The sequence below is a fragment of the Stappia sp. 28M-7 genome (assembly GCF_014252955.1).
GTDB lineage: Bacteria > Pseudomonadota > Alphaproteobacteria > Rhizobiales > Stappiaceae > Stappia.
On sequence record NZ_JACMIA010000003.1, the window covers coordinates 111,733 to 134,052 of the forward strand.

Annotated in this window: 22 protein-coding genes; 15 read left to right on the forward strand and 7 right to left on the reverse strand. The window is 66.4% G+C overall.

All coding sequences use genetic code 11. The features are described from left to right. Positions 1–32: 32 nt before the first annotated feature. Positions 33–749, reverse strand: a complete 717-nt coding sequence (locus tag H7H34_RS22695; RefSeq protein ID WP_185926837.1) for a TetR/AcrR family transcriptional regulator — start codon at positions 747–749, stop codon at positions 33–35. 402 nt (positions 750–1,151) lie between these two features. Here H7H34_RS22695 and H7H34_RS22700 point away from each other — a divergent pair, with 402 nt between their 5' ends. From H7H34_RS22700 to H7H34_RS22750, 11 genes are all read left to right on the forward strand, one after another. After that, on the forward strand, positions 1,152–2,663 hold the full coding sequence (locus H7H34_RS22700; protein WP_185926838.1) for a CoA-acylating methylmalonate-semialdehyde dehydrogenase: 1,512 nt from the start codon (positions 1,152–1,154) through the stop codon (positions 2,661–2,663). Between the two features lie 44 nt (positions 2,664–2,707). After that, entirely contained in the window at positions 2,708–3,958 is a 1,251-nt protein-coding gene (locus tag H7H34_RS22705) for a Zn-dependent hydrolase (RefSeq protein WP_185926839.1), read from the forward strand. A 550-nt stretch (positions 3,959–4,508) separates the two neighbouring features. Continuing rightward, positions 4,509–4,796 carry a GIY-YIG nuclease family protein gene (locus H7H34_RS22710; protein ID WP_371811472.1) on the forward strand — a complete coding sequence of 96 codons (288 nt, stop codon included), beginning with the start codon at positions 4,509–4,511 and terminating at the stop codon, positions 4,794–4,796. 174 nt (positions 4,797–4,970) lie between these two features. Continuing rightward, entirely contained in the window at positions 4,971–6,428 is a 1,458-nt protein-coding gene (hydA, locus tag H7H34_RS22715; RefSeq protein WP_185926840.1) for a dihydropyrimidinase, read from the forward strand. 53 nt (positions 6,429–6,481) lie between these two features. After that, positions 6,482–7,060 carry a hypothetical protein gene (locus H7H34_RS22720; protein WP_185926841.1) on the forward strand — a complete coding sequence of 193 codons (579 nt, stop codon included), beginning with the start codon at positions 6,482–6,484 and terminating at the stop codon, positions 7,058–7,060. Then, on the forward strand, positions 7,057–7,845 hold the full coding sequence (locus tag H7H34_RS22725; RefSeq protein ID WP_185926842.1) for an ABC transporter ATP-binding protein: 789 nt from the start codon (positions 7,057–7,059) through the stop codon (positions 7,843–7,845). The genes H7H34_RS22720 and H7H34_RS22725 overlap by 4 nt, the downstream gene beginning before the upstream one ends. Positions 7,846–7,886: 41 nt before the next feature. Beyond that, positions 7,887–8,453, forward strand: a complete 567-nt coding sequence (locus H7H34_RS22730; RefSeq protein ID WP_185926843.1) for a hypothetical protein — start codon at positions 7,887–7,889, stop codon at positions 8,451–8,453. Next, entirely contained in the window at positions 8,450–9,028 is a 579-nt protein-coding gene (locus H7H34_RS22735; RefSeq protein ID WP_185926844.1) for a hypothetical protein, read from the forward strand. The genes H7H34_RS22730 and H7H34_RS22735 overlap by 4 nt, the downstream gene beginning before the upstream one ends. An 88-nt stretch (positions 9,029–9,116) precedes the next feature. Then, positions 9,117–9,986 carry an ABC transporter permease gene (locus H7H34_RS22740; RefSeq protein WP_245165641.1) on the forward strand — a complete coding sequence of 290 codons (870 nt, stop codon included), beginning with the start codon at positions 9,117–9,119 and terminating at the stop codon, positions 9,984–9,986. Continuing rightward, positions 9,983–11,161 carry an ABC transporter permease gene (locus tag H7H34_RS22745; RefSeq protein WP_209006436.1) on the forward strand — a complete coding sequence of 393 codons (1,179 nt, stop codon included), beginning with the start codon at positions 9,983–9,985 and terminating at the stop codon, positions 11,159–11,161. The genes H7H34_RS22740 and H7H34_RS22745 overlap by 4 nt, the downstream gene beginning before the upstream one ends. Positions 11,162–11,195: 34 nt before the next feature. Further along, the gene (locus H7H34_RS22750; RefSeq protein WP_120269779.1) at positions 11,196–12,173 is read left to right on the forward strand and encodes an ABC transporter substrate-binding protein; all 978 of its coding nucleotides are present in this window, start codon (positions 11,196–11,198) and stop codon (positions 12,171–12,173) included. 103 nt (positions 12,174–12,276) lie between these two features. Here H7H34_RS22750 and glpD read toward each other — a convergent pair whose 3' ends face one another. Together glpD and H7H34_RS22760 are read right to left on the reverse strand one after the other, a co-directional pair. Continuing rightward, positions 12,277–13,830, reverse strand: coding sequence for a glycerol-3-phosphate dehydrogenase (gene glpD / locus H7H34_RS22755; RefSeq protein WP_185926846.1), 1,554 nt, complete (start codon positions 13,828–13,830; stop codon positions 12,277–12,279). Beyond that, positions 13,827–14,651 (reverse strand): DeoR/GlpR family DNA-binding transcription regulator, encoded by an 825-nt coding sequence (locus H7H34_RS22760; RefSeq protein ID WP_120269777.1) that lies wholly within the window; start codon positions 14,649–14,651, stop codon positions 13,827–13,829. The genes glpD and H7H34_RS22760 overlap by 4 nt, the downstream gene beginning before the upstream one ends. Before the next feature lie 283 nt (positions 14,652–14,934). Between H7H34_RS22760 and H7H34_RS22765 the strand changes: the two genes are divergently transcribed. After that, on the forward strand, positions 14,935–15,336 hold the full coding sequence (locus H7H34_RS22765; protein WP_185926847.1) for a Rap1a/Tai family immunity protein: 402 nt from the start codon (positions 14,935–14,937) through the stop codon (positions 15,334–15,336). A gap of 72 nt (positions 15,337–15,408) precedes the next feature. Here the strand turns inward: H7H34_RS22765 and hemA are convergent, their stop codons facing one another. Next, positions 15,409–16,629, reverse strand: a complete 1,221-nt coding sequence (hemA, locus tag H7H34_RS22770) for a 5-aminolevulinate synthase (RefSeq protein ID WP_185926848.1) — start codon at positions 16,627–16,629, stop codon at positions 15,409–15,411. Between the two features lie 393 nt (positions 16,630–17,022). Here hemA and trpS point away from each other — a divergent pair, with 393 nt between their 5' ends. Next, the gene (trpS, locus tag H7H34_RS22775; protein WP_185926849.1) at positions 17,023–18,099 is read left to right on the forward strand and encodes a tryptophan--tRNA ligase; all 1,077 of its coding nucleotides are present in this window, start codon (positions 17,023–17,025) and stop codon (positions 18,097–18,099) included. A gap of 188 nt (positions 18,100–18,287) precedes the next feature. Then, positions 18,288–18,785, forward strand: coding sequence for an MmcB family DNA repair protein (locus H7H34_RS22780; RefSeq protein ID WP_120269773.1), 498 nt, complete (start codon positions 18,288–18,290; stop codon positions 18,783–18,785). A gap of 16 nt (positions 18,786–18,801) precedes the next feature. Here H7H34_RS22780 and H7H34_RS22785 read toward each other — a convergent pair whose 3' ends face one another. Together H7H34_RS22785 and H7H34_RS22790 are read right to left on the reverse strand one after the other, a co-directional pair. Continuing rightward, positions 18,802–19,356, reverse strand: a complete 555-nt coding sequence (locus tag H7H34_RS22785; RefSeq protein WP_120269772.1) for an ActR/PrrA/RegA family redox response regulator transcription factor — start codon at positions 19,354–19,356, stop codon at positions 18,802–18,804. A gap of 58 nt (positions 19,357–19,414) precedes the next feature. Next, complete coding sequence (locus tag H7H34_RS22790) at positions 19,415–20,815, reverse strand: ActS/PrrB/RegB family redox-sensitive histidine kinase (RefSeq protein WP_185926850.1); 1,401 nt, start codon at positions 20,813–20,815, stop codon at positions 19,415–19,417. 260 nt (positions 20,816–21,075) lie between these two features. Here H7H34_RS22790 and secB point away from each other — a divergent pair, with 260 nt between their 5' ends. Beyond that, positions 21,076–21,567, forward strand: a complete 492-nt coding sequence (secB, locus tag H7H34_RS22795; protein WP_120269770.1) for a protein-export chaperone SecB — start codon at positions 21,076–21,078, stop codon at positions 21,565–21,567. A 90-nt stretch (positions 21,568–21,657) separates the two neighbouring features. Here secB and H7H34_RS22800 read toward each other — a convergent pair whose 3' ends face one another. Then, entirely contained in the window at positions 21,658–22,116 is a 459-nt protein-coding gene (locus tag H7H34_RS22800) for a DUF2852 domain-containing protein (RefSeq protein ID WP_120269769.1), read from the reverse strand. Between the last annotated feature and the right edge of the window lie 204 nt (positions 22,117–22,320).

Here is a 22,320-nt window from a genome sequence, read left to right on the forward strand (position 1 = left end):
CTGCTTTCCGTCCCTGTCTGTCGCCGCGCCGGTCAGGCCGCGCCGTTGCTGGCGCCAGCATCGCGCGGCGTGTCGTCGGCGGCAAGCCCGGCCGGCGGGATCGCCCCGATGCCGGTCAGGATGATGCCGGTCACGGTGCGCTTGGCGTCCTCGAACTGCGCGTCGGACAGGGGCTGCCCGCCGTTCAGCGTGTCGATCTGGTGGTTGAAGTCGGCATAGTGCTGGGTGGTCGCCCAGATCATGTAGAGCAGGTATTGCGGATCGACGGGCGCGATCCGGCCGCTGGCGATCCAGCGCTCGATGGCCGCGACTCGCGAGGCGGTCCACTCGGTCAGCGTCGTCTCCAGATAGTCCTGGATCACCGGCGCCTTGTGCAGGATCTCGTTGGCCCAGACCTTGGAGCCCATCGGGTGGGCGCGCGAGACGTCCATCTTCTTGGAGATGTAGGCGGTCAGCGCATCGACCGGATCGTCGTTCTCGTCGAACGAGTTCGCCGCCTCCAGCCAGATGTTGAAGATATGCTCGACGACCCGCCGGTAGAGCGCTTCCTTGGTCGGGAAATAATAGTGCAGGTTGGCCTTCGGGATGCCGGCGCGGTCGGCGATCATGCCCGTGGTCGCGCCGCGAAATCCGCTCTCGGCGAAGACCTCCTCGGCCGCCTTCAGGATGACGCGCTCGTTCTCCGCCCGGATCGCGCTCTTCTGCGATCCGTCCTGCGCCTTGCCCGGTGTCCTGTCTCTGCCGCTCATCTCTCCCGGCCGTCCGCTGCGGTGAGTGCCTATTGGGCAGGCGGGCCAAAAAATTGACCTTGACCGGATGGTCAAGCCTTCCTACGCTCGATTTGACCATTTGGTCAGGTTTTTTGGCCTGGCGCAATGGCAAACAGCGGCGGACCACCGGCGGACATCAAACAGACCGGGGCCGCGCACTTTCCAGATTTCGGCCGGAGCGCGAGGACGCGAAGGCCGCCCGGATGAGACTGTGCATCCGGACGACGGGGAACGGCCGGCGGTGCGACGAGCGCCGCCCGATGCCAGGGGATGACGCTGAGGGTTTGCGGGAAGCTTTGCTCCGCCCCCTGCCCATGCCGGCCGCAATTTGAGACGGACAGGGCGCCCGGGCCGCTACCCGGCCGGGCGAGCGGAGGAACCATGTCGAAGTCCGGTCTTGCCAGCATCGAGAACGCCATCGGCGGGGCGCGTGTCGTCTCCCGCTCCACCAGGACGCAAGGGGTGTTCAACCCGGCGACCGGCGAGCAGACCGCCGTCCTGCCGCTGTCGAGCGCGGCCGAGGTCGCGGAAGCGATTGCGGCGGCGAAGGCCGCCTTCCCCGCCTGGCGCGACACGCCGCCGCTCAAGCGCGCGCGCATGATGTTCCGCTTCAAGGAGCTGCTCTCCGCCCATGCCGACGACATCGCGAGGGCGATCTCGGCCGAACACGGCAAGACCCATGACGATGCCCTGGGCGAGGTGGCGCGCGGCATCGAGGTGGTGGAATTCGCCTGCGGCATCCCGCATCTCTTGAAGGGCGAGTTCGCCCGCAATGTCGGCCCGGCCATCGACAGCTATTCCGACCGCCAGCCGCTCGGCGTCGTCGCCGGCATCACCCCGTTCAACTTCCCGGCCATGGTGCCGCTGTGGATGTACCCGATCGCGGTCGCCTGCGGGAACACCTTCGTGCTGAAGCCGTCGGAGCGCGACCCTTCCGCCGTCATGGTGGTCTACGACCTGTTCCGGAAGTCGGGTTTCCCGGACGGGGTGCTCAATGTCGTGCATGGCGACAAGGAGGCGGTCGACGTGCTGCTGACCCATCCGGACGTCAAGGCGGTGTCCTTCGTCGGCTCCACGCCGATTGCCGAATACGTCTACACGACCGGCACCGCGCACGGAAAGCGGGTGCAGGCGCTGGGCGGCGCCAAGAACCACATGATCGTCATGCCGGATGCCGACATGGACCAGGCCGCCGACGCGCTGATGGGCGCGGGCTACGGCTCGGCCGGCGAGCGCTGCATGGCGATCTCCGTCGCCGTTCCCATCGGCGAGGAGACTGCCGACCGGCTGGTGGAAAAGCTGGTGCCCCGCGTGCAGGCGCTGAAGATCGGCCCGGCCACCGACCGCGAGGCGGAGATGGGCCCGCTGGTGACAGAGGCGCATATGCGCAAGGTGCTCGGCTATATCGACCAGGGCGTCAAGGAAGGCGCGGACCTGCTGGTCGACGGGCGCGGCTTCTCGCTGCAGGGCTACGAGAACGGCTATTTCGTCGGCGGCACCCTGTTCGACCGGGTGACCCGCGACATGACGATCTACCGCGAGGAGATCTTCGGCCCCGTCCTGTCGGTGGTGCGCGCCGGCGGCTACGAGGAAGCCCTGTCGCTGATCAACGAGCACGAATACGGCAACGGCACCGCGATCTTCACCCGCGACGGCGATGCCGCGCGCGCCTTTGCCGACCGCATCGAGGTGGGCATGGTCGGCATCAACGTGCCGATCCCGGTGCCGGTCGCCTATTTCTCCTTCGGCGGCTGGAAACGCTCGCTGTTCGGGGACCATTCGATCTACGGCGCGGAAGGCGTGCGCTTCAACACGCGCCTCAAGACGGTGACGACGCGCTGGCCGGCCGGTATCAAGGACGGCGCCGTCTATACCTTTCCCAACATGGAGTGAGCGCCGACGGCGCCGCCGCACCGGACCAAGAGGGAGTGAGCTGAATGACCGCACCGGGCAAGAACCTGCGCATCGACGCCGACCGCCTGTGGGACGCCCTGATGGAGATGGCGAAGATCGGCCCGGGCGTAGCCGGCGGCAACAACCGCCAGTCCCTGACCGACGCCGACAACGAGGGCCGCAAGCTGTTCCAGGCCTGGTGCGAGGCGGCCGGGATGAGCATGGGCGTCGACGCCATGGGCAACATGTTCATGACGCGCCCTGGCACCGATCCCGATGCCCTGCCCGTCTATGTCGGTTCGCATCTCGACACCCAGCCGACGGGCGGCAAATACGACGGCGTGCTCGGCGTGCTCGGCGCGCTGGAACTGGTGCGTACCCTCAACGACCTCAACATCCGCACGAAGCGGCCCATCGTCGTCACCAACTGGACCAACGAGGAGGGGACGCGATTCGCCCCCGCCATGCTGGCCTCCGGCGTCTTTGCCGGGGTGCACGATCTCGACTGGGCCTATGAGCGCAAGGACGCGGAGGGGCGCACCGTCGGCGACGAGCTGAAGCGCATCGGCTGGGTCGGCGAGGAAGAGGTCGGCGCGCGCAAGATGCACGCGATGTTCGAGCTGCATATCGAGCAGGGACCGATCCTGGAGGCCGAGGGCAAGGATATCGGCGTCGTCACCCACGGCCAGGGCCTGTGGTGGCTGGAAGTCACCGTGACCGGCAAGGAGAGCCATACCGGCTCGACGCCGATGCCGATGCGCCGCAATGCCGGCCTCGGCATGGCGCGGATGACCGAGCTGGTGCACGAGATTGCGATGAAGCACCAGCCGCGCGCGGTCGGCGCCATCGGCCATTGCGACGTCCATCCCAACTCGCGCAACGTCATTCCCGGCAAGGTGGTCTTCACCGTCGACTTCCGCTCGCCCGATCGCGAGACGCTGGATGCGATGAAGGCGGAGTTCGAGGCGCGCGTGCCGGGCATTGCCGAGGATCTGGGGCTGACGGCGACGGTCGAGGCGGTCGGCCATTTCGACCCGGTGACCTTCGACGAGACCTGCGTCAAGGCGGTACGCAACGCGGCGGAAAAGCTCGGCTACAGCCACATGGACATCATTTCCGGCGCCGGCCATGACGCGTGCTGGGTCAACAAGGTCGCGCCGACGGCGATGATCATGTGCCCCTGTGTCGACGGGCTGTCGCACAACGAGGCCGAGGAGATCACCAGGGAATGGGCGCAGGCCGGTGCCGACGTGCTGCTGCATGCGGTGCTGGAGGCGGCGGAGATCGCGGAGTGAGGATGTGCCGGATACTAGCGGGCAGGAGCCATTCTACGTCCTTTCGAAGGAAAGAGGAGAGGTAAGCATTGAGAAATCGTATAGAGTATTTCTCGTATCGAGAGGGATAAGTTGCGTTAGATATAATAGGTTTGTATTCCGCCTTCATTCTTACTCTGAGCTAAAAAAACAAATAAGAGTTTTATGGCGTATGAAGCGATGGACAATTAATTATATAGATGGAAAAGGAAAGAACCTTGAAAAGTTGCCATTCATAAGAACTTGGGATCAGCCCCTTGGAAGATATTCAACATTTGGACCGGGAGGGTTGTGAGCACGACAGAGGGAGTGGTGGCTCTCCGGTCCCGGGTCGCGGCTTCGCCTTGCCCGGGATGACGCTGGAGAGGGTGGTGTGCAGGGCGGGAGCCGGGAATTGGGCACTGCCTTGCCCGCGAGGGCGATGGAGAAGATGGAGCTGCAGGCGAGGCGTGAGATTTGGGCACTGCCTTTCCGCGTCATCCCGGACGAGCGCCAGCGAGATCCGGGACCGGAGAGCCGAGGAGGGGGATGGGTGGCATCGTGGGTCTACATCATGGCCTCGCGGCCGTACGAGACCCTCTACACCGGCGTGACGACGGATCTCGCGAGGCGGGCGTATGAGCATCGCACCGACCTCGTTCCCGGCTTTACCTCGCGCTACGGAGTGAAGGCGCTGGTCTGGTACGAAGAGTACGACGACCTCGAAGAGGCCATTCGCAGGGAAAAGCAGATCAAGCGATGGCACCGAAAGTGGAAGTTCGAACTGATCGAGAAGATGAATCCGGAGTGGGCCGATCTGTACGAGACGATGAACCGATAGCTTGTGGCTCTCCGGTCCCGGGTCGCGGCTGCGCCTTGCCCGGGATGACACCGGAGAGGTCAGTGCGACAGGCGAGAGGTTGAGGTTGGGCACTGCCTCGCCGCGTCATCCCGGACCGGCGAGCAGCACGCAGGTGAGTTTCCAGGAAACGACACACGACTTTGGAGAACAGCGATGGCCAGCAAAGTGATCAAGGGCGGAACGGTCGTCACGGCCGATCTCACCTATCGGGCGGACGTCAGGATCGACGGCGGCAGGATCGTCGAGATCGGGCCGGATCTTTCCGGCGACGAGGTGCTCGACGCGACCGGCTGCTACGTGATGCCCGGCGGCATCGACCCGCATGTGCACCTGGAAATGCCATTCATGGGCACCTATTCCGCCGACGACTTCGAGAGCGGCACGCGCGCCGCCCTTGCCGGCGGCACCACCATGGTGGTGGATTTCTGCCTGCCCTCGCCGGGCCAGTCGCTGCTGGAAGCGCTGACCATGTGGGACAACAAGTCGACGCGGGCCAATTGCGACTACTCCTTCCACATGGCGATCACCTGGTGGGGCGAGCAGGTGTTCAACGACATGGAAGCGGTGGTGCGCGACAAGGGCATCAACAGCTTCAAGCATTTCATGGCCTACAAGGGCGCGTTGATGGTGGACGACGACGAGATGTTCGCCTCGTTCCAGCGCTGCGCCGAGCTCGGCGCCCTGCCCATGGTGCATGCGGAAAACGGCGACGTGGTCGCCCAGCTGCAGGCCAAGCTGATGGCCGAAGGCAATGACGGTCCGGAGGCCCATGCCTATTCGCGTCCGGCGGAAGTGGAGGGCGAGGCGACCAACCGGGCGATCATGATCGCCGACATGGCCGGCGTGCCGCTCTATGTGGTGCACACGTCCTGCGAACAGGCGCATGAGGCGATCCGCCGGGCCAAGCAGAACGGCATCCGCTGCTACGGCGAGCCGCTGATCCAGCACCTGACGCTGGACGAGAGCGAGTACCGCCATCCCGACTGGGACCATGCGGCGCGCCGCGTGATGTCGCCGCCCTTCCGCAACAAGAAGCACCAGGACAGCCTGTGGGCCGGCCTGCAGGCGGGCACGCTGCAGGTGGTGGCGACCGACCACTGCGCCTTCACCACGGAGCAGAAGCGCACCGGGCTCGGCGACTTCACCAAGATCCCCAACGGCACCGGCGGGCTCGAGGACCGTATGCCGATGCTGTGGACCCACGGGGTCGCCACCGGCCGGCTGACGATGAACGAGTTCGTCGCCGTGACCTCGACCAACATCGCCAAGATCCTCAACATGTACCCGAAGAAGGGCGCGATCCTGGTCGGCGCCGATGCCGACCTGGTGGTCTGGGATCCGGAGAAGGAAAAGACGATTTCCGCCGCGACCCAGCAGTCGGCCATCGACTACAATGTGTTCGAGGGCAAGGCGGTGAAGGGCCTGCCGCGCTTCACGCTGACCCGCGGCGAGGTGGCCATCGACGACGGGGCGGTGAAGACGCGCGAGGGGCACGGCAAGTTCGTCGCCCGTCCGCCGTTCCAGGCGGTCAACACGGCGCTGTCGACCTGGAAGGAACTGACCTCGCCGCGCAAGGTGGAGCGCTCGGGCATTCCCCGCAGCGGCGTGTGAGGCGAACGGGCCGGCACCGACGGGCGGGGCCGGCCGGAATGGGGGAGAACGGCTTGCAGCAGGCTGAGCGGCAACCACCGCCGGACGCCCCGCGGATGGGCGAGGCAGGCTTGGGCGACGGGACAGGACCCGGCGCCGGCTGGCGCACCGCGTTCCGCGAGGGGAGCGCGGGAGCCTGGATTGTGCTGGTTACCTGTTCGGCGGCGACTTGCGGCCCGCTTTTTCTCCTGCTTGTGCTCGCCTTTGACGGCGTAACCTGGGGCCAAGCGTTTCGCGGCGGCTTTCTGGACCTTGCTCTCCAATACTTCGCAGTCGCTACCCCGCTGGCAATGATCGGCCTGCTCGGCGTCGTGCCGGGCGCGCTGTGCGGCTTCCCTGTGTGGCTGCCCGCCTATGCGGGGCTCCGCAGGCTCGTCTCTCGGCGAAGGGCTGCCATCCTTGCAGCGATTCCCTCGGTCGGGATCGCAGCATTTGCTGCTCAGCAGATTTTGTGGAACGGCTCATGGCGTCGTTGGGAGCAGGGGGACATGGATATTTTCGGAAATCACGTGGCGGTCATGGGCCTGTTGTCCGCCGTTGCCGCTGCGAGCGGCGCCCTGCACGCATCCTGGATCTGGAGAAATCGCGCATGACTGCCCCTGCCAGGGTGATCGACATCGAGAACCTGTCCCTGACTTTCGAGACCAATGACGGCCCGGTCCACGCGCTGTCGGACATCGACCTTGCCATCGGCGAGGGCGATTTCGTCTCGCTGATCGGCCCGTCGGGCTGCGGCAAGACCACTTTGCTGCGGGTGATCGCCGATCTGGAGGCGCCGACCGGCGGTTCGATCAGCGTCAACGGCATGACGCCGAACGAAGCCCGGCTGAAGCGCGCCTATGGCTATGTCTTCCAGGCCGCCGCGCTCTATCCCTGGCGGACCATCGCCGACAACATCGCCCTGCCGCTGGAGATCATGGGCTTTTCGAAGGGGGAGCGCGAGGAGCGCATCCGCCGCAACATGGAGCTGGTGAACCTTGCCGGCTTCGAGCGCAAATATCCCTGGCAACTGTCGGGCGGCATGCAGCAGCGCGCCTCCATCGCCCGCGCCCTCTCCTTCGATCCCGACCTGCTCTTGATGGACGAGCCGTTCGGCGCGCTCGACGAGATCGTCCGCGACCACCTCAACGAGCAGCTGCTGAAACTGTGGGCCAAGACCCGCAAGACGGTGGTCTTCGTCACCCATTCGATCCCGGAGGCGGTGTTCCTGTCGACGAAGATCGTGGTTCTGTGCCCGCGTCCGGGCCGCATCTACGACGTGATCGAGAGCGACCTGCCGCGCGAGCGCACGCTCGACATCCGCGAGACGCCGGAATTCCTGAAGATCGCGCACCGGGTGCGCGAGGGGCTGCGGGCGGGGCACAGCTATGACGATTGAGGGCATGCCGGTGCCGGCCAGACCGCAGGAAGAGGCGCTCGATGGGATTTGAGCTTCCGATATCCACCCGGGTGACGGTTCGGCCGGGGCCGCAGGGGCACGTCGTGGTCGTGCAGGCCAGGGCGAGGCTGTGGTCCATGCTGTTCCTGATGGGTTGGTTGGGCATGTGGTCCTTCGCCGGCTTTTCCATCTTCAACATACTCGCGTCCGGCTCGATGAAGCCCGGCCTGTCCATGTTTGTCATGTTCTGGATGGTCCTGTGGGCATTGGGGTGGCTCTACGGCGCTGCGAACCTGCTCTGGATGCTGGCCGGAGAAGAACGGCTGAGCATCTCGAAAACGGAGGTGGTGAAGACCGTCCATACGCCGATCCTCTCGCGAAGCTGGCGCTACGATCCCGCGCATATCGGCAACGTCCGCCGCAACACGGTAGGGCAGCCGATCTTCGGCGCTCAGGCGGCCGACAACCCGCTGGGCAAGTCCGGCGGCGTTGCCTTCGACTACGGCCAGACGACGGTGACCTTCGGCACGGCCATCGACGACGCGGAAGCCAGGCTGATCATGGAGGCGCTCAACGACGGGCTCGGACGCACGGGAGTTGCGGCATGAAGCTTCTTCCCACGCAGGCGGACCTTGCCAGATCCCGGGTGGAAATTTCGCGCGAGGGCGACGAGGTTCGCGTCCGTGTGCCGGCGGTCGATGCGCCGCTGGCGAGGCATGTCGCCTGGTTGGCGCCGCTCTTCTATCTCGGATACCTTGCAACCGGCGGCGCGTTTCTCACAGACGGCAACGTTGATACCCTCATGCTGACGGTCCAGCTCGTCGTGCTGGCCGCGCTGGTGTTTTCGGCTGTGCAGGTCCGGCTTCTGTTCAAGGGCGCGAGCCAGAACGCCATCCTGTCCGACGGGATGGTCCGGTATTTCCGGCAGAACATGACGCGCCACAGTGCGGTCGACATCAAGGCCGCCGAGATCTCCTCGGTTGCGGCGCGCGAAAGCAGCGCTGCCGCCGGGCAGACGGCCGCTCCGACGCGCTACACCGTCGTCGTCGGACGGAACGGCAACGAGACCGAGCTGTTTTCCGGTCTGAACCAGGGGGATGCCGACCAGCTTGCCGCCCTTATCGGCCAGTTCGTTGCCGATGACCGGGCCGGACAGACCGCTCGGGAGGAGGAACGGGCATGATCATCGCCGGTCGAACCGTGATCGCAAGCGAGGCCGCATGACGGACACAGCGCTTTCCCCGCCCTCCCGCTCGCCTTTCGCCGGCCTGATGCAGGGCACGGCAGGGCCGGTGCTGGTGGTCATCGCGGCGATCATCGCCGTCTGGTACCTGGCGGCGGTGCTGCTCAACACGCCGTTCCAGCGCGACACGTACAAGCGCGGCGGAGTGGAGGATGCGCCGCTGGCGCAGCTCGTCGCCGACACGCTGTCGCAGGACCGGCCCGTCCTGCCCGCCCCGCACCAGGTGGCGGTCGAGCTGTGGGACACCACCGCCAACAAGGCGGTGACCTCCAAGCGCAGCCTCGTCTATCACGGCGGCATCACCCTCTCCTCGACCCTGCTCGGTTTCGTGCTCGGCACCGCCCTCGGCATCGGCCTGGCGATCCTGGTCGTGCACAGCCGGGTTCTCGACAAGAGCCTGATGCCCTGGGTGATCTCCTCGCAGACGATCCCGATCCTTGCCATCGCGCCGATGATCATCGTGGTGCTGAACGCCATCGGCATTTCCGGCCTGCTGCCCAAGGCGATGATCTCGACCTATCTTTCCTTCTTTCCGGTGACGGTCGGCATGGTGAAGGGCCTGCGCTCGCCCGAAGCGATCCAGATGGACCTGATGAAGACCTATTCGGCCTCGTCCGCGCAGGCGCTGTGGAAGCTGCGCCTGCCCTCCGCCATGCCCTATCTCTTCGCCTCCATGAAGGTGGGCGTCGCCGCGAGCCTTGTCGGCGCCATCGTCGGCGAGCTGCCGACCGGCGCGGTCGCCGGGCTCGGCGCGCGCCTGCTGTCGGGCTCCTATTACGGGCAGACGGTGCAGATCTGGTCGGCGCTGATCGCCGCAGCCGTGCTGGCGGCGGCGCTGGTCGCGCTGATCGGCATGACCGAGCGGCTGGTGCTGAAGCGCATGGGGATGCGGCCATGAGCGCGCGGCATCCCTCTCTCGGCCTGCAGCTGGCGGAGCGTCCCCGGCTCGGTCCGGTGAAGGCGCTGCTGTCGGCGCTGGCGCTAGTCGTTGCCGTGGTCGCGACCATGCTGCCGGTGATCACCTCCGACACGATGCAGCTGGGACTGTTCAGCCATCCGCTGCTGGCGATCTCCGCCCTGGCCGGCGTCATCGTGCTCGCGCCCTATCTGCTGCGCTTCCTGCAAGGCCCGCTGGCGACGGCGGGGCTGGTCGCCGTGTCCTATGCGATGGCCTTCGCGCTGATCGGAATCATCGGCAGGCATCCCGGGCAGGCGGCATCGGGCTTTTGGGCCTATGTCTTCGTCGCCTGGGCGCTGGCCTGGCTGTCGGTGGAGGAAATGGCGGGGCTGACCCCGCGCGGGGCCGTGTGGAAGCGGCTGCTGGCGCTCGCCATCCCGCTGACCTTCGGTGCCTGGCTGCTGATCCTGTGGCAGGTCCTGGTCGTCGGTTTCGCCGTGCCCAAGGTGCTGCTGCCGCCGCCCTCGGACATCTGGGCGCGACTGCTGACCTCGCCGGCCGTGCTGTGGGCGGACTTCCGCCAAACCTTCCTGAAGGGCGTGCTGGTCGGCTACGCCATCGGCTGCGGGTCCGGCTTCCTCGTCGCCATCCTGGTCGACCGGGTGCCGTTCCTGCGGCGCGGGCTGCTGCCGGTGGGCAACCTGGTCTCGGCCCTGCCGATCATCGGCGTCGCGCCGATCATGGTCATGTGGTTCGGCTTCGACTGGCCGTCCAAGGCGGCGGTCGTGGTGATCATGACCTTCTTTCCGATGCTGGTGAACACGGTGACGGGCCTTGCCGCCGCCGACCGGATGCAGCTCGATCTCATGCACACTTACGCGGCAAACTACCCGCAGACGCTGCTCAAGATGCGTCTGCCGATGGCCATGCCGTTCGTTTTCAATGCCTTGAAAATCAACTCGACGCTTGCGCTCATCGGGGCCATTGTTGCCGAATTCTTCGGCACGCCGATCGTCGGCATGGGCTTCCGCATCTCCACCGAGGTGGGACGGATGAACATCGACATGGTCTGGGCCTCGATTGCCATCGCCGCACTCGCCGGGTCGCTATTCTACGGTTTGGTGACCCTCGTCGAACGGGCGGTCACATTCTGGCATCCGTCAGTCCGGGGATAACGGGCGACGGCTGCCCCACCAGAGGGAGCAGGAAATGAAGAGGACTTTGCTAGCCGCCGCCGCGCTTGCCTTCGCATTCGGTCCCGCGCAGGCAGCCGACGACATCACGCTGCAGCTCAAATGGGTCACGCAGGGCCAGTTTGCCGGCTATTACGTGGCCAAGGACAAGGGCTTTTACGAGGAAGAGGGCCTCAACGTCACGATCAAGCCGGGCGGACCGGACATCGCCCCGCCGCAGGTCATTGCCGGTGGCGGCGCGGACGTGATCATCGACTGGATGCCGGCGGCGCTTGCCAGCCGCGAACGCGGCGTGCCCCTGGTCAACATCGCCCAGCCCTTCAAGAAGTCGGGCATGATGCTGGTCTGCCTGAAGGAAACCGGCATCACCAAGCCGGAGGACTTCCGCGGCCGCACGCTCGGCGTCTGGTTCTTCGGCAACGAGTATCCGTTCCTGTCGTGGATGAGCAAGCTGGGCATTCCGACCGAGGGCGGCGCGGACGGCGTCACCGTGCTGAAGCAGGGCTTCAACGTCGATCCGCTGCTGCAGAAGCAGGCCGACTGCATCTCCACCATGACCTACAACGAATACTGGCAGGTCATCGACGCCGGCATTCCGGAGAGCGATCTCGTCATCTTCAAGTATGAGGACCAGGGCGTCGCGACGCTGGAGGACGGGCTCTACGTGATGGAGGAGAACCTCAAGGATCCGGCCTTCGTCGACAAGATGGCGCGCTTCGTCCGCGCCACGATGAAGGGCTGGGAGTATTCCCGCGACAACCCGGACGAGGCCGCGGACATCGTGCTTGAGAACGATGCCACCGGCGCACAGACCGAGAAGCACCAGAAGCGCATGGTCCGCGAGGTCAACAAGCTGACGGAAGGCTCCGACGGCCGGCTGGACATGGAAGACTACCAGCGCACGGTCAACACGCTGCTGAGCGGTGGATCCGACCCGGTGATCAGCAAGGAGCCCGCCGGCGCCACCTCCACGGCGGTGACCGACAAGCTCTGATCCGCGTTCACGCAGGACAAGACGAAAAGACCGCCGGACGGGCCCGTCCGGCGGTCTTCTCCGTTGGATCGCGTCCCGGTCTCATGGCGAGGCCGGGCATCGTTCAGGTGGTCTGATCGGCGGCACTCGGCGCGGCGGCGCCAAGGCGCTCGCTCATCCAGGCCGAAAGCGTCTCGGCCTGCTGTTCCGTGACGCGCAGGCCCAGCTTGCTGCGGCGCCACAGCACGTCATCCGCGTGCCGGGCCCATTCGTGGTCCATCAGATACGCGACTTCCCGGCCGTACAGGTCGGCACCGAAATGCGGTCCCAGATCGTCGAGGGAAGAGGCGCCGGCCAGCAAGTCGCGGGTGCGGGTGCCATAGCTGCGGGCCAGCCGCGCGACGTGCGGGCGCGGCAGGAAGGGGAACTCCCGCGCGAGCGCGGCTTCCAGATCGGTAAGGCCCGTGGTCGGGAAGTCGCCGCCGGGCAGCAACGCGCGCGCAGTCCATTCCGGCCCCTTGGCGCCGAGGGCCTTCTCGACCATCTCCAGGACGGACAGGGCAAGGCGGCGATAGGTGGTGATCTTGCCGCCGAAGATGTTGATCATCGGCGCCTGGCCGCTCGTGCCGTTGCCGTCGAGCTTCAGCACGTAGTCGCGGGTCGCTTCCTGCGCCTTGGAGGCGCCGTCGTCGAACAGCGGCCGCACGCCGGAATAGGTCCACACCACGTCCTCGCGGAGGATCGGCTTGCGGAAATATTCGCTCGCCGCCTGGGTCAGGTAGACGATCTCCTCCTCGCTCGCCGCCACGTTCGCCGGATCGCCGTCATAGTCGCGGTCGGTCGTGCCGATCAGGGTGAAGTCCTGCTCGTAGGGAATGGCGAAGACGATACGCCCGTCGCCGTTCTGGAAGATGTAGGCCCGGTCGTGGTCGAAGAGCTTGCGCACGACGATGTGGCTGCCCTGCACCAGCCGGACATTGTGGGTGTCGTTGCGCTTCAAGGCGCCCTTCAGCACCCGGTCGACCCAGGGGCCGGCGGCATTGACCACCAGCCGGGCGGTGACGCTGCGCGTTGCCCCGCCCTCGCGCGCCTGCAGCGTGGCGCGCCAGACATCGCCCTCGCGCTCCAGGCCGACGACCTGCGTGCCGGTGTTGATCTCCGCTCCCCGGTCCGCCGCATCGCGGGCGTTCAGCACGACCAACCGGGCATCGTCCACCCAGCAGTCGGAATATTCGAAGCCGGTGGTGAACCCGTCCTTCAGCGGCTTGCCGGTCGGATCGGTCGCAAGGTTCAGCGTCCGCGTGCCCGGCAGCAGCTTGCGGCCGCCGAGATTGTCGTAGAGGAACAGGCCGAGGCGCAGCATCCAGCGCGGGCGCAGGCCCTTTTGGTGCGGCAGCACGAAGCGCAGCGGACGGATGATGTGCGGGGCGTTGGCCCACAGCAGCTCGCGCTCGCTCAAGGCCTCGCGCACCAGGCGGAACTCGTAATGCTCCAGATAGCGCAGCCCGCCATGGATCAGCTTGGTCGACCAGGACGAGGTGCCGCTGGCCAGATCGTTCATCTCGGCCAGGCAGACGGAATAGCCCCGCCCGACCGCGTCGCGGGCGATGCCGCACCCGTTGATGCCGCCGCCGACGACGAGAAGGTCGTAGTCGGCTGCCTGCGTTGCTGCACTCATTTGCCCTGGGCTCCCCGGCCGTCTTCGCGCTCCGTGTCCGGACGATCGGTGTCCCCGTCGCCGGCGATCTCGATGCGCACGCCATGCTCCCGGCAGATCTCGACCAGGGGCTCGGGAGGGGCCTTGTCTGTGACGAAGATGTCGATCTGGGAGATATGGGCGATGCGCACCGGGGCGCTGCGTTCGAATTTCATGCTGTCGGCGACGAGGATGGTCTGCCGCGCATGCGTGATGATCTCGCGGGCGACGCGCACCTCGCGGAAGTCGTAGTCGAAGATGGTTCCGTCCGGATCGATGGCCGAGGCGCCGATCAGCGCATAATCGACCTTGAACTGGCGGATGAACTCGGCCGCCGCCTCGCCGACGATGCCGCCGTCGGAGGCGCGGACCTGGCCGCCGGCGATGATCACCTCCACGGCCGGAGCCGCGCGCAGGATGTTGGCGACGTTGATGTTGTTGGTGATCGCCATGATGCCGTCGTGCTGGCGCAGGGCCCGGGCCACCTGCTCGGTGGTGGTGCCGATGTTCAGCATGATCGAGGCATTGTCGGGAATGAGGCCGGCCGCCCGCAGGCCGATGCGCCGCTTCTCGTCCGCTGCAAGCTGGCGCCTTGCGTCATAGGCATAGTTGGCGATGCCCGACGGCAGTACGGCGCCGCCATGCACCCGCTGCAGCATGCCGCGCTCGCACAGCTCGTTGAGATCCTTGCGGATGGTCTGCGGAGTGACGTCGAACTCGGTCGAAAGGCCGTCGACGTCGACCCGTCCGGCGCGCCGCGCACGGTCCAGTATCTCGGATTGACGAGGGGTCACGGGCTCCATGCCGGGCCTTTCGCTTTTTTTCGCTATCGATGCGGACGTGGCATCTTTCGGGTGCGGCATCGTCGGTCGGGGCGAGCCCTCCCGGAAACCTCCCAAGTTGTGCCCTCTGGCGACAGGAAATGGCAAGTGCATTTTCGTATTGAGGTTCATTTTCTTCGTTTGCGTGTGTCCGGCGCTTTCCGTCCGGCACATGCCGAAGGTGCTGCAGAGAGGGCCGCGCCTTGTGGCAAGCCGCGACTCGTCCGATGATTGATGCTTGCGGAAATCGATGCGGAGCACGGAAATGGCAGGAGGCGCAGGGTCGGCGCAGGTCCGGGCAGTGCTGGCAGGGCTCACGGTGCTTGCCTCGGGGGCTGCGGCAACGCCCGTTGCGGCTGACGGCTGGCAGAGCGCGGAACAGATCGCCGCGATCTGCAAGGCGGAGCCCGAGGCCAACCCGGTCGCGGTTACCTTCTGCCTCGGCTATCTGCAGGGGACGCTGGATGCCTTCCTGCTGGGGCGGGCCAATTGCGTGCCGCCGGGGATCGATGCCAACGGCCTGAGGCGCATTCTCGTCGAGCATGTCGACCGCCACCCGGAGCGGCTATCCCTCAGCGGTCCGCTGCTGGTCTACGATGCTTTCGCCGAGGCGTGGCCGACCTGTGCCCACATGCCTCGCCAGTCCGCCCGCAGCTCCGAAAACTGACACCCGAAACGAAAAACGCGCCGGCGAGGCCGGCGCGTTCGATAGCTCGTGAAAAGGCGTGGTGCTGTCGGCTCAGGCAACGGCCCGGGCGAGCGCGCACTGCGACCACAGCGACTCGATCGAGCGCACCAGATGGTCGATGTCGCCGTCGCTATGCAGCGGCGAGGGGGTGATCCGCAGCCGCTCCAGACCCTTGGGCACCGTCGGGTAGTTGATCGGCTGGATGTAGATCCCGTAGCTGTCGAGCAGGATGTCCGAGATCATCTTGCACTTGACCGGATCCTTCACCATCACCGGGACGATGTGGCTGGGATTGTCGATATGCGGGATGCCGGCTGCATCGAGCTTGCGGCGCAGCGTCGCCACCCGGTTGCGGTGACGCGCGCGCAGCGCTTCGCCGTCGGCCGACTTCAGATACTGGATCGAGGCGCGGGCGCCGGCGGCCAGGGCCGGCGGCAGGGCGGTGGTGAAGATGAAGCCCGAGGCGAAGGAACGCACGAAGTCGCACAGCGCCTCGGAAGCGGCGATGTAGCCGCCCATGACGCCGAACGCCTTGCCGAGCGTGCCCTCGATCACCGTCAGGCGGTCCATCAGGCCCTCGCGCTCGGCAACGCCGCCGCCGCGCGGACCGTAAAGGCCGACCGCATGCACTTCGTCGAGATAGGTCATCGCGCCGTACTTGTCGGCAACGTCGCAGATTTCCTTGATCGGCGCGATGTCGCCATCCATCGAGTAGACAGATTCGAAGGCGACGAGCTTCGGCCGGCCCGGCTCGATCTCGGCGAGCTGACGCTCCAGATCGGCAACGTCATTGTGTTTCCAGATGCGCTTTTCGGCGCGCGAGTAGCGAATGCCCTCGATCATCGAAGCATGGTTCAGCGCGTCCGACAGAACTACGCAGCCCGGAAGGTGCGCGGCGAGCGTGCCGAGCGCGGCCCAGTTGGACACGTAGCCGGAGGTGAACAGAAGGGCCGACTCCTTGCCGTGCAGGTCGGCCAGCTCGCGCTCCAGCAGCACATGATAATGGCTGGTGCCGGAAATGTTGCGGGTGCCGCCGGCGCCTGCGCCGCAGCGCTTGATCGCCTCATGCATCGCATCGGTTACGACCGGCTGAAGACCCATCCCGAGATAGTCGTTCGAGCACCACACGGAGACTTCATGAGAGCCGTCCTGCGTATGGCGCGTTGCCCGGGGGAAGCTGCCTGTCTGACGCTCGAGATCCGCGAAAACCCGGTACCGGCCTTCTTTGTGCAGTCCTTCGATCTTGTGTCGAAAGAAGCTTTCGTAATCCATTCCGGCCTCCGGACCTCTTGCGGGGGTTCTGACGGCAACTATGCGTCGATTCATACGAGGTTTCAAATACTCGCAAATTAGTGTCGTTCCAACCTATAACCGATGGGCGCGGCTGCGTGAATTGGGAATATGCCGAATGGTCGTTTCGACGCAGGCACCGCCCTTTGCCCCAGCGCTTCCGCCGCTTTTCGGGCGGCCCGCCGCAAGCCTTGCCGTCTCCTTCCGCGTTGCGCGCCTGCAAGGGCTGCCGGCGAAAACACCTCCGCCCCCGCTCTGCCGCCCCTTGTCGCTTGCACCGGGCTGCCGCCTTCGCCATAACCCGCGAGACGCGCGGCATGTGCTGCGCGCCCGCATCCCGCGATCAACCCGAGGTCCAAACTGGGGGACAGTCATTTGAACGAGTTTCAGCCGCGCGTTTTCTCCGGCGTCCAGCCTACCGGCAATCTGCATCTTGGCAACTATCTTGGCGCGATTGCGCGCTTCGTGCCGCTGCAGGACGAGATGCCGGCGATCTATTGCGTCGTCGACCTGCATGCGATCACCGTCAAGCACGATCCCGCGCTCCTCGCCGGGACCACGCGCGAGGTGACCGCCGCCTATCTTGCCGCAGGCATCGATCCGAAGAAGGCGATCATCTTCAACCAGAGCCAGGTCCGCGAGCATGCGGAGCTTGCCTGGATCTTCAACTGCATCGCCCGCATCGGTTGGCTGAGCCGCATGACCCAGTTCAAGGAGAAGGCGGGCAAGAACCGGGAGAATGCCTCGGTCGGCCTGTTCGCCTATCCGACGCTGATGGCGGCCGACATCCTGGCCTATCGCGCGACGCATGTGCCGGTGGGCGATGATCAGAAGCAGCATCTGGAGCTGACCCGCGACATCGCGCAGAAGTTCAACAACGACTTCGCCGACCAGATCAAGGAGCTGGGCCTGGGTGTTCCCAACCCGACGCCGAGCCCGGAACTGCCGGACGAGCTATTCTTCCCGCTGACCGAGCCGATGATCGCCGGGCCTGCGACCCGCATCATGAGCCTGCGCGACGGCACCAAGAAGATGTCGAAGTCGGATCCGTCCGACCTGTCGCGGATCAACCTGCGCGACTCGGCCGAGGAGATCGCCAAGAAGATCCGCAAGGCCAAGACCGATCCGGAGCCGCTTCCGAGCGAAATGGACGGCCTTGCCGAGCGTCCCGAGGCGGCCAACCTCGTCGGCATCTATGCCGCGCTGTCGGGCAAGTCCAAGGACGCGGTGCTTTCGGAATTCGCCGGCCAGCCCTTCTCGGTCTTCAAGCCGGCGCTTGCCGATCTTGCGGTCGACAAGCTGGCGCCGATGACCGGCGAGATGAATCGCCTGCTCAACGATCCCGGCCATATCGACGCGGTGCTGCGCGAGGGCGCCGGCCGAGCTTCGGAGATCGCCGGCCCGGTGCTGCGCGATGCCCGTCGCATCATGGGCTTCCTGGAAGGTCGCTGAGCCGGCATCGCAGGCAGCTTTTCCTGCAAGAGCGTTTCGGGGCCGCGGACAGTGTTCGCGGCCCTCTTTCGTTGTCGGCGGTCGGTGCCGGGCGCGCGCGGCATCCTCGCGCGTGCAACGGGCTTGTCTTTCCGGCGCACACGGGGCTAGTGTTCGGGTCGAACAAAAGAGGAACGGGACTTGGGCGAATGAGCGGGCAACGCATCCAGCTCGACCAGCCGCTGGTCGACGGCCGGCAATCGGAGACGGCCTTGCGGGTCTGGCGCGGGGCGGCGCGCCTCTTGCGGCAGCTGCGCTTTGCCTGCGTCGGCGAGCTGACGCTGGCGTCGGGGCGGCGCGCGGACATCGCCGCGGTCGGGCCCAAAGGAGAGATCTGGATCGTCGAGGTAAAGTCGTCGCTGGCGGACCTGCGCGCCGACAGCAAGTGGCCGGACTACCGCCTGCATTGCGACCGGCTGTTCTTCGCCACCCATGCCGACGTGCCGGCGGAGGTCTTTCCGCCGGATGCCGGGCTCATTCTCTCCGACGGCTTCGGCGCAGAGATCCTGCGCCAGGCGCCCGAACACCGCCTGCCGGCCGCGACCCGCAAGGCGGTGCTCCTGAGATTCGCGCAGTCCGCCGCCCTGCGGCTTCATGATCTGCACGACCCCGATGCACGGGCGGCGACCGGCTACGGCGTGCTGTAAGGGGCCGCGGCCCGGGTCAGCGCGGCGCGCGCTTGGCGAGGATCCGCTGCAGGGTGCGGCGATGCATGTTGAGCCGCCGGGCCGTCTCCGACACGTTGCGGTCGCACAGCTCGTAGACCCGCTGGATATGCTCCCAGCGCACCCGGTCGGCCGACATCGGGTTTTCGGGCGGCGGCGCCTTTTCCTCGCCTTCCGACAGCAGGGCGGCGAGCACGTCGTCGGCATCCGCCGGCTTTGCCAGGTAGTCGACGGCGCCCAGCTTCACGGCCGTGACAGCGGTGGCGATGTTGCCGTAGCCGGTCAGGATCACCACCCGGGCATCCGGCTTGCGAGCGCGGATCGCCTCGACCACGTCGAGGCCGCTGCCATCCTCCAGCCGCATGTCGACGACAGCATAGTCCGGCGCATCGGCCTGTATCGCCTCCAGCGCCTCGCGCACGCTGTCCGCGGTCACGGTGGTGAAGCCACGCTTCTCCATCGCCCGCGCCAGGCGCTGCTGGAACGGGCGATCATCGTCGACGATAAGCAGGTTGCCCTCCACGACGCTGTCCGTTCCTGACTCTTCACTCATCGCACCGTCCCGTTTGTTCTGCCGCCGTGCATTCCGCCGCCGGATCTCTTTAGACCTTTTATAAGTACGTTTCCGCTCCGGGCAAATCGAGGGGCGGTGTCGGTGCTGCGTCATTTCCGCTCGCGCCTTCATGCCACGGAGACCGGCCGTCGCGCGGCCAGGCGATGCGCACGACGGCGCCGCGCTCCGGCGGCGGGCGGTTGCGCAGGCGAAGGTCGGCGCCCGTGCGCTCCAGCAGCGTCTTGGCGATGAAGAAGCCGAGGCCGAGACCGCCGCCGGTCTGGCCCTGCCCCGGCCGGCCGTCCCGGGCCCCGCGCGCGGTGACATAGGGCTCGCCGAGCCTTGCCATCACGTCCGGCGGAAACCCCTGGCCGTCGTCGGAGATTTCCAGCAGCACCTGCGTCCCCGTCCAGCGGGCGGAGACGGTCACTGTGTTGTCGGCAAAGTCGACGGCGTTCTCCAGCAGATTGCCGAGCCCGTAATACATGGCCGGATTGCGCCGGGCCATCGGCTCATCGCCCTCGCCCTGGATGTCGATCCGGATGCGGGCGCCATAGGCGCGCGCCGGCTCCACCACCTGGTCGATCATGTGCGACAGCTTCTCGCCGCGGAAATGCGCGTCCCGGTCGTCGGGCAGCGAGGAGAGTTTGGACAGGATCTCGCGGCAGCGCTCTGCCTGCGACAGGATCAGCGTGAGCTCCTCCTTCACCGCCTCGGTGGAGGGCGGGGTCTTCTCGTCGGCAAGGTCCCGCACCAGCTCCTTGGCAGACAGATAGACGGTGGCCAGCGGCGTGCCGAGCTCGTGCGCAGCGGCCGCGGCCAGTCCGTCGAGCGCATGCAGGTGCTGTTCGCGCGCCAGCACCAGCTCGCTCGCGGTCAGCGCATCGGAGAGCTGGCGCGCCTCCTCGGCGACGCGAAACGCATAGACGCTCATGAAGGCCAGCGAGCAGACCAGCGCGATCCACAGGCCGACCGCATAGACCTGCGGCAGGCGGAAGGTCTGGCCCTCCGGCCAGGGCAGTGGCAGGTGAAAGACGGCGATCAGCGTTGCGATCACCGTGGCAAGCAGGCCGAGATAGATCGTGTTGCGCGCTGAAAGGCCGGCGGCAGAGACCATGACCGGTGCAAGCAGAAGGAAGACGAAGGGATTGCCGAGGCCGCCCGTCAGATAGAGAAGACCGCCGAGCTGCGCCAGATCATAGGCCAGCTGCAGCGCGGCATAGCGCTCCGACAGGCGCTGCGACTGGGGCGAGCGCACCTTCAGGAAGATATTGAGCCAGGCAGAGGCGGCGACCAGCGCCGCGCAATAGGAGAGCGGAAGCGGGTAGGCGAGATAGAAGTGCACGACCACCAGCGCGGCGGTCTGGCCGGCGATCGCCAGCCAGCGCAGGCGCACCAGGGTGTCGAGCTTCAGCCGCCGGTGCGGGGAGCCCAGTTCGGGTCTGTCGGTATCGTCCATCGTGTCCTGCCGGCCTGCCTGAGGGGTTTGCGCCTGTTGTGGCGCGCGCGCCCTGCGGCGTCAAATCCGGCGGGGACGGCCTTTGCCGGGGGGTGCGCACTGGCGGCGGGAGATGCCCCGGCGGCCAATCAGCCCTTGGCAGGGCGGTCTTGCCATGCTAGCCGATGCTGCGAGTTTGAGCGCGCAAGCCTGCGTGTCCGCAAGCGGAACGGGGATTGCGCGCCGGAATCTGGATGTCATCGAGACAGGATAGCTGACGCATGAGCGACACGAACGACGCGGCCGCGGGCCAGGGCAACGAGGCCGGCGGTGTGCCGGGCATGAGCATTCTCGCCCAGTACATCAAGGATCTCTCCTTCGAGAACCCGAACGCGCCGGGATCGTTGCAGCCGCAGGAGCAGCCCAAGCTCGACATCAACGTCAATGTCGGCGCCCAGCCGATGGGCGAGAACCAGTTCGAGGTGGTGCTGACGCTGACCGCCAGCGCCAAGACCTCGGCGATGACCGTCTTCGCCATCGAGTTGGTCTATGGCGGCCTGTTCCGCATCGTCGGCGTGCCGCAGGAGCACCTGCACCCGTTCGTGCTGATCGAGTGCCCGCGCATGCTCTTCCCCTTCGCCCGCAACATTCTGGCCGAGGCCTCGCGCAATGGCGGCTTCCCGCCCCTGATGCTCGACCCGATCGATTTCGCGGCGCTCTACCGCCAGAATGCCGCGCAGGCCCAGGCGGGCGGCGAGCAGAAGCCGAACTGATCGACCTGCCAGCCCTGCTGCAGGATTCGAAAAAGCCGCGGACGATGTCCGCGGCTTTTTTCGTTCTTGGCGTTCGGCAGGACGCTGGCGTTATGCCTGCGGTGCCTGCGCCGGACCGCGGCCGCGATCGGCCATGAAGCGGTCGAACTCTTCCTGGTCGCGTGCCCGGCGCAGCTCCTGCAGGAACGCGTCGAACTCCGCCCGCATCTCGTCGATGCGCGCGCGCTCTTCCTCGAGCCGCTTCAGCTCGCGGGCCCGATAGTCGTCGAAAGCGGCGTTTCCGGTCGGGCGGACGTCGGAAAAGCCCCGGCTCGAAGACAGGCCCTGGCCGAAGGGGCTGGCATTCCACTGCTCGCGCGCATCGCGTGCGAGGCTCGGAAGGCGGTCGCCCCACAGGATATAGGCCAGCATCGCAAGGCCGAGCGGCCAGAAGACGATGAAGCCGAGCACCATCAGGGCGATCGTTGCCGGCGACCAGCCGGGACGGATGGCCGGACGGCACGAAGCCCCTGCGGGGCCGCTTGCATGGGTGGCGGTTCCGTAGCTCATCTACACTCCTCTCGTGTTCGAGAACGATTTTGATGTGGGAACGCCCTGCCCCGTATTCAAGGAAATCCGGCCTGGGCGCGGTGCCCGTCGGGCATATCCGTCCGTGCCCGGATTGCCCCTGTGTCTCCATGAGAGGGAAAACGACGGGAGAGAGGGCGGGAGCATATTGGAAGGGGGGCCGGACCGACGAGGATGGCCCGGGTC

Coding starts and splice junctions, on each gene's coding strand:
- H7H34_RS22695 (WP_185926837.1), bottom strand. CDS start 749: ATGAGCGGCAGAGACAGGACACCGGGCAAGGCGCAGGACGGATCGCAG.
- H7H34_RS22700 (WP_185926838.1), top strand. CDS start 1,152: ATGTCGAAGTCCGGTCTTGCCAGCATCGAGAACGCCATCGGCGGGGCG.
- H7H34_RS22705 (WP_185926839.1), top strand. CDS start 2,708: ATGACCGCACCGGGCAAGAACCTGCGCATCGACGCCGACCGCCTGTGG.
- hydA (WP_185926840.1), top strand. CDS start 4,971: ATGGCCAGCAAAGTGATCAAGGGCGGAACGGTCGTCACGGCCGATCTC.
- H7H34_RS22725 (WP_185926842.1), top strand. CDS start 7,057: ATGACTGCCCCTGCCAGGGTGATCGACATCGAGAACCTGTCCCTGACT.
- H7H34_RS22730 (WP_185926843.1), top strand. CDS start 7,887: ATGGGATTTGAGCTTCCGATATCCACCCGGGTGACGGTTCGGCCGGGG.
- H7H34_RS22735 (WP_185926844.1), top strand. CDS start 8,450: ATGAAGCTTCTTCCCACGCAGGCGGACCTTGCCAGATCCCGGGTGGAA.
- H7H34_RS22740 (WP_245165641.1), top strand. CDS start 9,117: ATGCAGGGCACGGCAGGGCCGGTGCTGGTGGTCATCGCGGCGATCATC.
- H7H34_RS22745 (WP_209006436.1), top strand. CDS start 9,983: ATGAGCGCGCGGCATCCCTCTCTCGGCCTGCAGCTGGCGGAGCGTCCC.
- H7H34_RS22750 (WP_120269779.1), top strand. CDS start 11,196: ATGAAGAGGACTTTGCTAGCCGCCGCCGCGCTTGCCTTCGCATTCGGT.
- glpD (WP_185926846.1), bottom strand. CDS start 13,830: ATGAGTGCAGCAACGCAGGCAGCCGACTACGACCTTCTCGTCGTCGGC.
- H7H34_RS22760 (WP_120269777.1), bottom strand. CDS start 14,651: ATGGAGCCCGTGACCCCTCGTCAATCCGAGATACTGGACCGTGCGCGG.
- H7H34_RS22765 (WP_185926847.1), top strand. CDS start 14,935: ATGGCAGGAGGCGCAGGGTCGGCGCAGGTCCGGGCAGTGCTGGCAGGG.
- hemA (WP_185926848.1), bottom strand. CDS start 16,629: ATGGATTACGAAAGCTTCTTTCGACACAAGATCGAAGGACTGCACAAA.
- H7H34_RS22780 (WP_120269773.1), top strand. CDS start 18,288: ATGAGCGGGCAACGCATCCAGCTCGACCAGCCGCTGGTCGACGGCCGG.
- H7H34_RS22785 (WP_120269772.1), bottom strand. CDS start 19,356: ATGAGTGAAGAGTCAGGAACGGACAGCGTCGTGGAGGGCAACCTGCTT.
- H7H34_RS22790 (WP_185926850.1), bottom strand. CDS start 20,815: ATGGACGATACCGACAGACCCGAACTGGGCTCCCCGCACCGGCGGCTG.
- secB (WP_120269770.1), top strand. CDS start 21,076: ATGAGCGACACGAACGACGCGGCCGCGGGCCAGGGCAACGAGGCCGGC.
- H7H34_RS22800 (WP_120269769.1), bottom strand. CDS start 22,116: ATGAGCTACGGAACCGCCACCCATGCAAGCGGCCCCGCAGGGGCTTCG.